We start from the raw sequence: 11,761 nt of genomic DNA, 5'->3' as shown, positions 1-11,761 counted from the left end.
AGCATGAACCTGTTCGAACAGGAGGGGTCGGCGATCAGCTTGGCCAAGAAGCGCCGCAAGGCCGCGTGGAACGATGACTATCGCGCCAAGGTGGTGTTCGGCTGAGGATTTAAGCGCGCTCGCCCTGATCGGGATGCGTTGCGGGAGATTTGGCTCGCGCCGTTATAAATAAGTTTGGACGCAGCCCAATCAGCAATTCTCAGTTTGAACGTCACTGTATGAGCAGTGGTGTCATGAGCAGTGATGTCCCCTGAAGCCGTTCGTGGCGAATCCTGAGCCTGTCGAGGGGTCGAACCATGAACGGGTGGGTTTATGATGCGTTGTCTGCCAAGGGACTGGCGACGCGATGAGCAGATCAGCGGTCCGTCTCCTCGTTCTCTTGCGGTCGCCCGCGCCTGCCAGTCACAAAGACCGTCACGAGTCCCACCACCGTTGTTCCACCAACAATGGACGCGCCCGGCCAGCCCCCAGCCACACCGTGGTCGCAAAGCCAGCCAGCGCGACCGTCAGCCCGAAAATCTGGCCCACAAAGGTCTCGATGGCATTGAGCCTCATCGCCCGCCGCACGATGTCATGACGGTGGGCCGCTTCCGCCTCGGTCAGCTTCAGGATGCGTTCCGCGAAATCCGGCTGGATGTCGTTGTACTGCTGAAGGATGGCCGGATGCGGCAGCGGCCCCGAAAAGGTCTGGTGTTCAACTGCAACCTCAACCCTTCGCTCGCCGCCCCCTCTAACGGGGTTATTTCCGGAGCTGCGGCGGGGTGTTGACATGTTGCGCCTCCAATACCCGCTTCATATCGCTACCGATGCGATTCAGGTCGGCGCGCAGCATCTCGTTTTCCGTCCGTCGCGGGACGAAGCGGTCAAAGTTGGACGCGGGCGCAATGTCCATCACGCTCCCGACGCCCTTCAGAAAGTGCTTGAGATGCTTGGTCATAAGTATGGCATCAATGTATTGTCTGAAACATATTGTGCAAGCACAAGATGTTGTGTTAACTGCATTTTTATAAGGCATTGTTTCGCTTGGTGAGACGAGAGATTACCAAGAAGGTTCCACCCAGCGCCACCGCTCCGTCGCCATGCTGCGGGTTGATGGTCAGACCGCGCAGCAACGCAAGCCGATGTGTGATCCTGTGCTGGTTGGCGTTATGATCCGGTTCTTCTTGTGGTTCCGACTTGGTGGAGTTGCTCGACGCGATGCCCGAGTGCCAACCGCGCGTCGCGGGATGGTAACGAAGGCGCTTGCGGTCATTGGCGTGGCTGGCTATCGTCGCGACTCGTTTTTCACTCTGATTTGCTCTCAGGATCCAACATGTCGAACCGCATTCGTATCGCCACCCGCAAGTCTCCCCTGGCCCTGTGGCAGGCCGAGCATGTCGCCGCCCTGCTGAAGGGGCTCTATCCCGATCTCGCCATCGAGATCGTCGGCATGAGCACCAAGGGCGACCGGATTCTCGACGCGCCGCTGGCGAAGGTCGGCGGCAAGGGATTGTTCGTCAAGGAACTGGAACAGGGGATGCTGGAGGGCACGGCCGATATCGCGGTGCACTCGCTGAAGGATGTCCCGGTGGAATTCCCGGAGGGCTTGCATCTGGCGGTGGTCATGGAGCGCGAGGATCCGCGCGATGCCTTCGTCTCGAACGTCTATCCGGATCTGGACGCGCTGCCCCAGGGCGCCTGTGTCGGCACCTCCAGCCTGCGCCGTCAGTGCCAGCTCGCCGATCGCCGGCCCGATCTGCGGATCGAACCGCTGCGCGGCAACGTCAACACCCGTCTCGCCAAGCTCGACGCAGGCGAGTACGACGCCATCATCCTGGCCGCCGCCGGGCTGATGCGCCTCGGTTTCGAGTCGCGCATTCGCGCGCGCATCGAACCCGCCTTCAGTCTGCCGGCGATCGGTCAGGGCGCGATCGGTATCGAGTGCCGTTGCGACGATCCGCGCGTCAATGACCTGATCGCCCCGCTGCACCATCCCGACACCGCCGACCGGGTGCTGGCCGAGCGGGCGATGAACGCGCGTCTGCACGGCGGCTGTCAGGTGCCGATCGCCGGTCACGCCACGCTCGATGGCGAGCGTCTGTTGCTGCGCGGACTGGTCGGCAGCCCGGATGGAAAACTGGTTCTGCGGGCCGAATTCGCGGGACCGCGCGCCGAGTTCGATCGCATCGGTACCCAGGTTGCCGATGACTTGCTCGCGCAGGGCGCCGGCGCGATTCTGAGCGCGCTCCAGGAATGAACGCCCACGGCGATCTCGCCGGTCGTGGCGTGCTTGTGACGCGTCCGGCGGCTCAGGCGGACGGGCTCTGCCGTTTGATCGAAGCGGCCGGCGGGCGGGCCATCCGCTTTCCGACCATCGCCATCGAGCCGACGGCGGACGCCGGCGCGGCGTCGCTCCTGGCCGAGCCCTGGGATCTGCTGTATTTCGTCAGCCCCAACGCGGTGGAACAGGCGCTGGCGCTGGTGCCGAATGGCCGTTGGTCGCGGGTCTCCTGGGTCGCGGCGGTTGGGCGTGGTACGGCGAAGGTGCTCGCCGCGGCCGGTCGCGCGCCGGATCTGGTGCCGAGCGACCGCTACGAGAGCGAGGCGCTCCTGGCCATGCCGGAACTGGCCGACATGCGCGGTCGCCGGGTGCTGATCGTGCGCGGCGAGGGCGGACGGCCGTTCTTCGCCGAGACCATGACGGAGCGCGGCGCGGAGGTCCGGTTCGCCGAGGTTTATCGGCGGATGCGCCCGAGGGTGGATCCGGCGCCCCTGCTGGCGCGCTGGTCGGAGGACGTCCATCTCGTCATGGCGACCAGCGACGAGGTGCTGCTGAATCTGGTCGAGATGCTCGGTCCGGCGGGTCGCGAGCGACTGCTCGCCACGCCCCTGGTCGTCATCGCCGAGCGCACCGAGCAGACCGCGCGCGGGGTCGGTTTCCAGACCGTCAAGGTGGCCGAACGGGCGGAGGACACGGCCATCGTCCAGGCGCTTGGCGAGTTGGCTGGCGCCGATTGAGTCCGGGCAGGTCGATCCGCGACACCTGGCGCGGCGCGGCAAAGGTCAAAAAACTGTTTCCAGTTCCGCACACTTTCCACGCCGCCACGCCTTCCTTGTTCCGAGACGCGGACCGACGAACCTGCCATCGTCCGGATCTCCGGAGAATCTCTCGGCGATCAGGCGTCGCGGATCGCGGCCGTCGGACTCGGATGCTGGAGACTCTCCTGTAACCGGAGATTCGACAGGACGAGCTTGATGGATTCGCTGACCGTGGTCGCCAGTCTCCGCAAGTCCTGTAACCGTGCTGGCGTGAGCGCTTCGCTGGCGCTCAGATGCAAGAGGCCCAGGGTGGCGCCACGCACGTTCAGCGGGATGCAGAGCGAGTTGAGCGGCGGCTCGGCCGGGAAATGCCGGCAGGCGATTTCATCATTGTCCGGGGTGACCGCGTGGGGTTGACCGCGCCGCAAGGCCCAGCAATCGTTCAGCGCGAAAGCAGGGGGCAGGTTGTCGGGATGCACCCGTTGCGCCCAACCCTGGACGGTCGGCTCGATCTCGCCCGGCGCATAACCCAGCATCTCGGCCCAGCGATCGCTGAACAGCACCTCGCCGCCGATCATGTCCCAGTCCCAGAAACCGTCGTTGGCGGCCTCCAGCACCCATTGCAGTTGCTGCTCGCTCGCCTGCAGGGCCAACTGCGCCAGCATCCGAGCGGTGATCTCCTCGTGCGCGATCAGCGCGCCCGGTTGGGGGCCGCTCAACGGCAGTACCCGCATCTCGAACCAACGGGGCTCGGTCGGCGAATCGCAGGGATAGGTCAGGGTGAAGGCGCCTTTGGCCCGCGCGATCACCTGTTGAATCCCCCGCAGGGCGGCCTGCGCCTCCAAGCCGTCCTGACCGGAGACCACGCGGTTGCAGATGGTCAGATAATTCGCGCCGACCAGGCAGGCATCGCCGCCGCCGTTCTGTTCGGCGAAACGCCGCCAGTTCGCGTTGATCAGGGTGATCGCCCCACGCCGATCGAGGACCGCGATATGGGCGGTCAGCGAATCGAGGACATCCTTGAGCAGGATTTCCTGCGCCTTCCTGGCCTCCTCGGCCACCTGCTGCGACTCGATGTCGATCAGCGCGGCGAGCTCGCGGGCGGAGTCCAGCTCCTCCGGGCTCCAGGGGCGGCTGTGGGCGCGGACCAACTGGCTCCAGGCGGCGAACGAGCGGCGCGGACTCAAGCGTCCGTCCAGCGCCCGGTCCATCGCCTTGTCGGGGTTGCCGCCCCAGTCGACATGACGCAACTGTTCGTCGCGAAACCACATCAGTTGGATCGCTTTGGTGGCGTCCAGCGGGAACAGCACCACCCCGGCGGCGGTGGCGGTCAGGTCCGCCGCGTCTTCCAGGTGGGCGCTCAGACAATCGGTGGCGAACAGGCGAGAGGGGCTGTCCGCATGCAGGGCGCTCAACCGCGCGACCAGGTCGAGGATGCGCGACGGCGCGGGCGTCACGCCGGCGGTGGCGACCTCCGCGCCATGAATCAGGGCCACGCCGTCGGCCCCGAGCGCGTTGAGAAGCGACTCCCGCTCCGCCCCTTGCAACAGCTCAGACAGCCGCCGCCCCTGGCGCAGGACGCCGATGATGTGGTCACGACAGTGTTTGAGTTGCGTCGCATGGCGCTGGCGCTCGCGCGTCTCCAGCAGGGCGATCTGATCCGCGAGATTCCGCGCTATCCAGCCGGCGAGTTCGCGGATCTCGCCCGAGACCTGGAGCGGGGTCAGATGATGGCAGGCGATCAACCCCCAGAGTTGCCCATCGCACAACAGCGAGGCGGTCAGCGAGGCGCGTACCCCCATGTTGCGCAGATATTCCAGATGCACCGGCGAGACGCTGCGCAACAGGCTGAGCGACAGGTCGAGTGGCGGTCCGCCGACCGGGTTCTGCGCTGGCAGCAGCGGCGAGGCGGTATAGTCGATATCGACGATGACGCGCGTCGGGCTGGTCAGATAGAGCGCGCGCGCCTGAACCGGGATGTCGGAGGCCGGAAAGTGCAGTCCCAGATAGGGTTTCAAACCCTCGCCGCGGGCCTCGGCGACCACCTCGCCGTGCCAGTCCGGATGGAAACGATAGATCATCACCCGATCATAGCCGGTCAGGCGCTGGAACAGGGTGGCGGCGGCCTGGAGCTTGGCCGGCAGCGCCGTTTGCAGGTGCACCAGGTCGGACTCCCGCACGGCCTGGACCAGCGCCTGACCGAGGGCGGGAGATGCCGCCGGGACGGGCTCCAGTTCCAGGATCGTCGCGGCCCCGGACGGATGGACATAGCCGGTGAAGCGTCGCAGCAGGCGTCGGGCCTGTTCCTCGCTCTGAGCCAGGCGGCGCTCGGAGTGCTCCAGATCCGCGATTCGCGCGGCGAGCAGGTCGCGGTGGGCGGCGATCTCCCGGCGCAGTCCTTCGCGCTCCAGCAGGTTGCGAATGCGCTGTTGGGCGATGCCGACGTTGATCGGCTTGAGGATGTAATCGGCGGCGCCGCCGCTCAAGCCTCTGGCCTCGGCGTCCAATTCGGTCAGGGCCGTCACGAAGACCACGGGGATGTCCCGCAGCGCCGGATTGGCCTTGAGTCGCCGGCAGGTCTCGAACCCGTCCATGCCGGGCATCATGACGTCGAGCAGGATCAGGTCGGGGGGCGAGGCGATCGCCAGTTCCAGACCCTCGGTCCCCGAGGTGGCGATCCGCAGCTCAAAGTCCGCGGACAGCGCCGTCCCCAAGGTCAGGAGATTCACCGGCGTGTCGTCGATGGCCAGAATGCGGGGGCGTGGCGCGTTCATGTCATTGAGCCTCCAGGGGCCAGCGGCCAGCCATTGCTTTGCGAGGTGATCGCTCATAAACCGCGCCAGTTCCGACCATCGTTGAGTCTGCCGAAACCGATTCAATCCGGAACCATCGCATACCGCTCTGGGCGCGGTTTAAGACGCTGACCGCTCTGTTATGGATCAGCACTCCCAGCCCTCCGCTTCAGCAAGACGGCGCAACTGTTCAAGCGCCAGATCGAATCGGAAGCTGGCCAGTGGCGCGCCGATCCCGTTGACCACCGCCGCCAGACGAGTGCCCGCCACAGCATCCTCCAAGTCCTTGCAACAAGCGAGCGCATCGAACTTGTGCTGCTCCAGCAAGGGTCGCAACTCCGCCAGGAGACCCGTCACCCGTGCCAGATCCGCCGGTTGGTCGACCCCGTCCGGACGCGCCGCCGTGGTCGCGGACGCCTCGGTCGCGGGCAGCCAGCGGTCGAGCAGGGCCACGAGATCGTCGAACAGGGCTGGCTTACCGAGAAAATCGTCCATGCCGGCGTTGAGGCAACGCCGCCGATCGTCGTCGAAGACATTGGCGGTCAAGGCGATGATTGGCAGATGCGGTTGGGCGTTTTCCTGTTCCCAGTGTCGAATCCGCGCCGTGGCGGCATAGCCGTCCAGCACCGGCATCTGACAATCCATGAGCACGAGATCGGGCGCCGTGTCCGGCGTGCCGGTCTCTCGCGTCGTGGCCGCGACGAGACCCTGCTGGCCGTCCTCCGCCAGCGTCACGGTCACCCCAAGCCGGTTGAGCAGGGATTGCATTATCTGGCGATTGACCGGGTCATCCTCGACCACCAGCACTTGAGCGCTGAACTGCGCCGGGCGCGCGGCGGGAGAGGGATCAACGCCACGGGGAGCTTCCGTCTTGGCCACGAGGTCCGCCCGAATGCGAAACCAGAAGGTCGAGCCGCACCTTGCCCGCTTCGATCTTGGAGAAATCGAGGATGTCGTTGAGCAGTGCCAGCAAGGTCTGGCCGGAGTCGAGGATGATCCGGGCATAGTCCAGGCGGTCGCTCTCGGCGAGTTGCGGCATCAAGAGGAGTTGCGCCATGCCCAGGACCCCGTTCATCGGGGTGCGGATCTCATGGCTCATGGTCGCGAGGAAGCGACTCTTGGCGACATTCGCGGCCTCGGCCCGTTGGCGCTCGGTTTTCAGGACGAGTTCGTGCTCCATCCGTTCGGTCACATCGACCAGACTCCCCAGCATCCGCCGTGGCGCGCCATCGGCGTCACGTTCCACCACCTGACCGCGATCGAGCACCCAGATGAGGCATCCATCGGCTCGACGCATTCGATGCTGATGGACATAGGGCGCGCGTCCCGCCAGCGCCTCCTGAATCGCCGCCAGCACCGCGGCCCGGTCATCCTCATGCAAACAGTCGGCAAACTCCTCGACCGGATGCGGTCCGGCCAGGTTCTCGCTGCCAAGGATTTCGAGCCAGCGCCGGTTGTGCGTCACCCGGTTGGCGAGGATGTCCCAATCCCAGATTCCTTCGCAGGTGATCGCGAGCACCTCGGCATAGCGGCGTTCGCTGGCCTGGAGCGCCGCGGCGATGCGTTCCCGTTCGGTCACGTCGTGAATAATGGAATAGAGCGCCGACCGACCTCCATAACGGAAGGGGCCGGAGTGCACCTCGACCCGGCGCAGCTCCCCGTTCGCCAGGCGATGGGAGAAGAGGAACACCTCCTGCTGTTCCTGCCGCGCGCGCCGCATCTCGCGTTGGAGTTCGTCCGGCGGCAGCGGATTGATGTCGTGGATCTGCATCCGGCGGAGCTGATCGTAGCCATAGAAACGCTCGGCGGCGGGGTTGGCGTCGAGAATGTCCCCGGTCTCCGGATCGATCAGGAGCATGACGGCCCTGGCGCTCTTGAACAGGGCGCTGTAACGCGCCTCGCTGTCGTCGAGTTGCTCGCGCAACTGGCGCGACAGACGTTCGTCCGCCCGCTGCTGACGACTGATGGAGACGATGATGATGAACAGAAAGGTATCGATCACGACCCCGCCGACCGCGACGATCAGGGGTTGCGAGGCGTCGGCGCCGGACAGATAACCGGGGAGGGTATGGAGCGACAGCGTCCAGAGGTGCTGGCCGGCGGGCACCCGCACCAGCGCGGACCGTTCGCCGGACGCCGTCGGTCTCAATGCGTCGAGCGTCGCTTCGGGCCGGTTATGCAGCAGCAGGGTCGCGGGCGAGGGGGTCGCGCCGTCGAACAATTCCAGATCGATCCCGCCCTGATCGGCCCCCAGGATGCCGTGCAGGAAGTCCTTGACGCGAAAGGGGCTGTAGACGAATCCCAGCAGCGCCGCGCGGCGCTCCGCCGGGGTGGTGACCGGCCTGCCTTTGTCATACAGGGGCATGTACATGAGAAAGCCGTATTGCACATCCTCATCGGTCTCCTGGACCAGCGTGACCCGTCCCGAAATGGCGGGCTCGCCGGAGTCGCGTGCGCGCTCCATGGCCGCGCGGCGCACCGGCTCGGAGAACATGTCATAGCCGAATGCGCGCTGATTGCGCCAGTCGAAGGGCTCCAGGTAGAGGATGGCGCTATAGGTCTCGCGTTCCCCCGCCGGGCGAATCGCATAGTCGGGGAATCCCTCGGCGCGCACCTCCGTCTGGTGGCGCTCAAGTTCGTCCGGCGACAGCATCCGGCTGAAACCGAGCCCCTGAATACCGGGAAAATTCTGCTGGAGCCGTAAACCGGAGACATAGCGATGCCATTCCTGGCGCGTGACATCCTCCGAGGCATTGAACAGCCCGACGCCGCCGCGCAGGGCGGTTTCATAGGTCAGCAGTCGCTTGACGATGGCCGCCTCGATATCCTGGGTCTGGAAGCGAAAACGCTGCTCGGCCTTTGCCCGGATGGCATGGACAGAGATCGACCAGGCCAGTGCCGTGAGCAGCAGGGAAAACGCCAGGATGGCCCACGCGGTGATCGGATGGTGCAGGAGCCATTGTAACCGCTTGGCTTCCCTGCTTTTTTTGGCGTCAGTTGACTTGTACGGCATATTTCATATTCTATATCATATGATTGTTGTACTTGACACCGATGTCGTCGTAGCCGCTGTTGTCAGTCCGACCGGAGCATCACGGTTCTTGCTGCATGAGATCGGCGTCGGGCGCTTGGCGGCGGCGGCATCTGTGCCGCTGCTCCTGGAATACGAAGCCGTGCTCAAACGCCCTGCAACGCTGAGCCGCGCGGGCGGCACGGTGGGGGACATGGACGTCATTCTCGACCAGTTGGCCGCCATGCTGCGGCGGGTGCCGATCTGGTATCTGTGGCGACCGCAACTACGTGACGCCAATGACGACATGGTGCTGGAGGCGGCGGCAAATGCCGCAGCGACGCATCTGGTGACCTTTAACATCCGCGACTTCGGGACAGCGCCGAGACGATTCGGGATCGCGCTCTGCCGCCCTGCCGAGATTGCGAGGAATCTGCGCGATGGGCAAGAGTAACTACGCTTTGAGTGCGCCGGAGAGCATTCTGACGGCAGCACGTCGCGCCGCCAAACGCGACGGCGTGAGCTTGAACCAGTTCATCAACACTGCCTTGGCCGAAAAGGTCGCCGCGCTGGAGGCCGAGGAGGTGTTCACGCATCGGGCCGCGCGGGCCGACCGAGCGCGATTCCTGGATGTATTGGAACGCCTTGGCAGCGAACCGCCACAGGCTGGCGATGAGCTGGACATCGGCTGAGAGGGAGAAGGTGGGTCGGAGCAATCCCAATCCGCCTCGCGACTCCGTTATCGGCGGCGTTGGGCGGTGTGCCGGGATGCACGCAGGCGTCTCACGGCAGATAGCCATCCAGCCTCAATTGCGCGACGACATCGGCGATGATCTGGCCGATGGTCCGTTCCGACTCGGGATCCAACGGCTGCGAGCGGCCGGACCAGACCAGCGTTTCGCGCTTTGCATCGTAGAGGTTGGTCTCCAGCCGCAGTTTCCGATAGTCGGCGTAGTAGCCGGGCGTCATGACCTCGCGGTAGACCTGACGGTAATAGATGTCGAGGCGTCGGTACGCTTCGGGAATCGCGGTCGCCCGCGTGGGCGGCTCGGCATCCCGGTCGGGCTCGGCGATCAGATGCGTGACGAGGATTCCGTCGGCGCCGGAACGCTCCAGCGCCTTGCGGATGGCCTTGCCGCGCTTGCGGTTCTCTGCCGCCGCTGACGCCACGGCCTGGCCGGAGCTGGCCGTGACACCGATGGCCTTGAGCGCCCCAATGAAATTGTCCTCGTAGGCGCGCTGCACGCTGGCTTTATTGGCGATGCCGATAATCGCCAGCTTGCGATAGGGAGACGGTGCGCCGCCGGGTTCGGTCCAGATCGAGTTGACGCTGCCGGTCGAACAGGCCGTCAGCAGCAGGGTCAAGAGGCCAAGGGCGACGGCGCTGCAGGCTGGACGCATTCGGGCGTTCCTCTGAAATTCCGGTCGGTAAGCGGGCTGGGGGTGCGAGTTTGCCTGTCCGTGGGCGGAGCGGCAAGGACTCGGATGGCACCTCGACGCGGGACTGGCACGCAAAACGAAGCCCCGCTGCCGGTCGTCCGGTTGCGCTGTCCGGCTGCTTGGGCTAACGTTTGGCGCGCCACTGCAGGCCGACTCTAGCGAGGAAACGCCATGGATGTCTTGCCGTCAGGATTGCGGACATGAAAATCCTGCCCAAGGGCGCGAACGCACCGTTGACGAACGCGGGAGCCGTGCGCGTCGAACTCCGTTGGCCGGCGGGCCGTGGCGTTTTGGACGCCGTTTGTCTGGCGGTCACGGGCGATGGTCGCGTCCCCGACGATGCCTGGTTCCTCTTTTACAACCAGCCCCAGGCACCCGATGGCGTCATTCAGCTCTCCGCGTTCGCGGTCGGCCAGACCGACTGCCTCCTGCACTTGGATCGGCTTCCGGCCAGCATCGAAAAATGCGTGTTCGCCGCCACGCTGGAATCCGGGTCGTTTCGCGAGCTGATCGGCGCGACCCTTACGGCGACGCCGCAAACCGGCGAGGCGGTCGGCTTCACGCTCACCGAGGCGGCCGACGAACAGGCGCTCATCTTTGCCGAAATCTACCGTCACGCCACCGGCTGGAAATTCCGCGCCATCGGTCAGGGGTTTCGCGGCGGACTTCAGCCGCTGGCCGAACATTTCGGCGTTGAGGTCAGTCATGAAGCGCCCGACGCATCGCCGACGCCGCCCGAGTCGCGACCGCCGCCGGCTATCCCAGCGCCAACACCAGAACCGGCGCCCGAACGCGGTTCCGTCGAGCCCGCTTCGCCGTCTCCCGCGCCGCCCGCCGATTCCAGCCGCGCCCGGCGTTCGCGCGGCTTTCCCTTCAAGACCCTGGCGGCGCTGGTCATCCTGCTCGGCGGCGGCGCGGGCGCCCTGTGGGTGTTTTACCCCGAGCTGCTGGACGATCCCGGCCAACTCTTCAAGGATTCGCGGGACTTCGTGGCGCGCCTGCCGGCGGTCTATCAGCCCGTTACCTGCGCCTGGACCGACGCGGAGGTCTTCGAGCGTTATCACGCGCTCGGTGAAAGTTATGTCAAGATCCTGCAACGGGTCGATCGCGGCAACCAGCGCCTGGCCAGTCTGCGGCTCGCGCTCGGCAAGGCCGACGCCCAATGTCCGGCGTCGTTCCTGGACGATAGCCGACAGGAAATCGACCAGTTGGAAAAGCTGCCCGTGTCTCAATGGATCGGCGAGGCGACTCAGTTGAACAGTTGCGCGGGGCTGATGATCAAAAAGATCGAGTCCGCGCTGAACGAGGAAACTCGGCCGATCGTCATTCAGCGACTGGTGCACGAGGCCGACCGCGCGCGCAATCTGGAATCGGATCTGACCAATATCTCGCGCGATCTGGCCTATCTGAGCAACAAAACCGGCCGTCTGATCGACGGTTTCAAGGAAAACCTCGATGCCTGCCCTTAAGGATTCGAGCCCGCTCCGTCGCCCGCGCGCCC

General features: G+C 65.3%; 11 protein-coding genes. 5 read left to right on the top strand and 6 right to left on the bottom strand.

Annotation, left to right across the window (positions count from 1 at the left end):
* Nucleotides 1-414: 414 nt before the first annotated feature.
* Entirely contained in the window at nt 415-771 is a 357-nt protein-coding gene (locus CCR95_RS14145) for a DUF2335 domain-containing protein (protein WP_201095514.1), read from the bottom strand.
* On the bottom strand, nt 740-937 hold the full coding sequence (locus CCR95_RS14140; protein WP_201095512.1) for a hypothetical protein: 198 nt from the start codon (nt 935-937) through the stop codon (nt 740-742). Before CCR95_RS14140 ends, CCR95_RS14145 begins: the two co-directional genes overlap by 32 nt.
* A 375-nt stretch (nt 938-1,312) precedes the next feature.
* On the opposite strand from CCR95_RS14140, the gene hemC reads away from it, so the two are divergent.
* Nucleotides 1,313-2,236 (top strand): hydroxymethylbilane synthase, encoded by a 924-nt coding sequence (gene hemC / locus CCR95_RS14135; protein ID WP_201095510.1) that lies wholly within the window; start codon nt 1,313-1,315, stop codon nt 2,234-2,236.
* Nucleotides 2,233-2,997: a uroporphyrinogen-III synthase gene (locus CCR95_RS14130; protein WP_201095502.1), complete on the top strand. Its 765-nt coding sequence runs from the start codon at nt 2,233-2,235 to the stop codon at nt 2,995-2,997. Before hemC ends, CCR95_RS14130 begins: the two co-directional genes overlap by 4 nt.
* A 158-nt stretch (nt 2,998-3,155) precedes the next feature.
* On the opposite strand, the gene CCR95_RS14125 is transcribed toward CCR95_RS14130, so the two are convergent.
* The 3 genes from CCR95_RS14125 to CCR95_RS14115 form a co-directional block, all read right to left on the bottom strand.
* The gene (locus tag CCR95_RS14125; RefSeq protein ID WP_201095501.1) at nt 3,156-5,849 is read right to left on the bottom strand and encodes a response regulator; all 2,694 of its coding nucleotides are present in this window, start codon (nt 5,847-5,849) and stop codon (nt 3,156-3,158) included.
* Between the two features lie 108 nt (nt 5,850-5,957).
* Nucleotides 5,958-6,689 carry a response regulator gene (locus CCR95_RS14120; RefSeq protein WP_201095499.1) on the bottom strand — a complete coding sequence of 244 codons (732 nt, stop codon included), beginning with the start codon at nt 6,687-6,689 and terminating at the stop codon, nt 5,958-5,960.
* Complete coding sequence (locus tag CCR95_RS14115; RefSeq protein ID WP_201095497.1) at nt 6,658-8,823, bottom strand: CHASE domain-containing protein; 2,166 nt, start codon at nt 8,821-8,823, stop codon at nt 6,658-6,660. Before CCR95_RS14115 ends, CCR95_RS14120 begins: the two co-directional genes overlap by 32 nt.
* Nucleotides 8,824-8,842: 19 nt before the next feature.
* Between CCR95_RS14115 and CCR95_RS14110 the strand changes: the two genes are divergently transcribed.
* Together CCR95_RS14110 and CCR95_RS14105 are read left to right on the top strand one after the other, a co-directional pair.
* Nucleotides 8,843-9,274, top strand: a complete 432-nt coding sequence (locus CCR95_RS14110) for a putative toxin-antitoxin system toxin component, PIN family (protein WP_201095517.1) — start codon at nt 8,843-8,845, stop codon at nt 9,272-9,274.
* On the top strand, nt 9,261-9,512 hold the full coding sequence (locus tag CCR95_RS14105; protein ID WP_201095490.1) for a hypothetical protein: 252 nt from the start codon (nt 9,261-9,263) through the stop codon (nt 9,510-9,512). The genes CCR95_RS14110 and CCR95_RS14105 overlap by 14 nt, the downstream gene beginning before the upstream one ends.
* A 91-nt stretch (nt 9,513-9,603) precedes the next feature.
* Here the strand turns inward: CCR95_RS14105 and CCR95_RS14100 are convergent, their stop codons facing one another.
* Nucleotides 9,604-10,221: a hypothetical protein gene (locus CCR95_RS14100; RefSeq protein ID WP_201095488.1), complete on the bottom strand. Its 618-nt coding sequence runs from the start codon at nt 10,219-10,221 to the stop codon at nt 9,604-9,606.
* Nucleotides 10,222-10,460: 239 nt separating this feature from the next.
* Between CCR95_RS14100 and CCR95_RS14095 the strand changes: the two genes are divergently transcribed.
* Entirely contained in the window at nt 10,461-11,729 is a 1,269-nt protein-coding gene (locus CCR95_RS14095; protein ID WP_201095487.1) for a TerD family protein, read from the top strand.
* Nucleotides 11,730-11,761: the final 32 nt, after the last annotated feature.

It is taken from the genome of Thiocystis minor (assembly GCF_016653465.1).
In the GTDB taxonomy this organism is placed as follows: domain Bacteria; phylum Pseudomonadota; class Gammaproteobacteria; order Chromatiales; family Chromatiaceae; genus Chromatium; species Chromatium minus.
Note: the sequence above shows the minus strand (reverse complement) of the source record. Positions and strands in the feature narration are given on the sequence as shown.

What these genes read in the sequence shown, in the direction of transcription:
- CCR95_RS14145 (WP_201095514.1), bottom strand. Translation starts at nt 771, where the DNA reads ATGTCAACACCCCGCCGCAGCTCCGGAAATAACCCCGTTAGAGGGGGC.
- CCR95_RS14140 (WP_201095512.1), bottom strand. Translation starts at nt 937, where the DNA reads ATGACCAAGCATCTCAAGCACTTTCTGAAGGGCGTCGGGAGCGTGATG.
- hemC (WP_201095510.1), top strand. Translation starts at nt 1,313, where the DNA reads ATGTCGAACCGCATTCGTATCGCCACCCGCAAGTCTCCCCTGGCCCTG.
- CCR95_RS14130 (WP_201095502.1), top strand. Translation starts at nt 2,233, where the DNA reads ATGAACGCCCACGGCGATCTCGCCGGTCGTGGCGTGCTTGTGACGCGT.
- CCR95_RS14125 (WP_201095501.1), bottom strand. Translation starts at nt 5,849, where the DNA reads ATGAGCGATCACCTCGCAAAGCAATGGCTGGCCGCTGGCCCCTGGAGG.
- CCR95_RS14115 (WP_201095497.1), bottom strand. Translation starts at nt 8,823, where the DNA reads ATGCCGTACAAGTCAACTGACGCCAAAAAAAGCAGGGAAGCCAAGCGG.
- CCR95_RS14110 (WP_201095517.1), top strand. Translation starts at nt 8,843, where the DNA reads ATGATTGTTGTACTTGACACCGATGTCGTCGTAGCCGCTGTTGTCAGT.
- CCR95_RS14105 (WP_201095490.1), top strand. Translation starts at nt 9,261, where the DNA reads ATGGGCAAGAGTAACTACGCTTTGAGTGCGCCGGAGAGCATTCTGACG.
- CCR95_RS14100 (WP_201095488.1), bottom strand. Translation starts at nt 10,221, where the DNA reads ATGCGTCCAGCCTGCAGCGCCGTCGCCCTTGGCCTCTTGACCCTGCTG.
- CCR95_RS14095 (WP_201095487.1), top strand. Translation starts at nt 10,461, where the DNA reads ATGAAAATCCTGCCCAAGGGCGCGAACGCACCGTTGACGAACGCGGGA.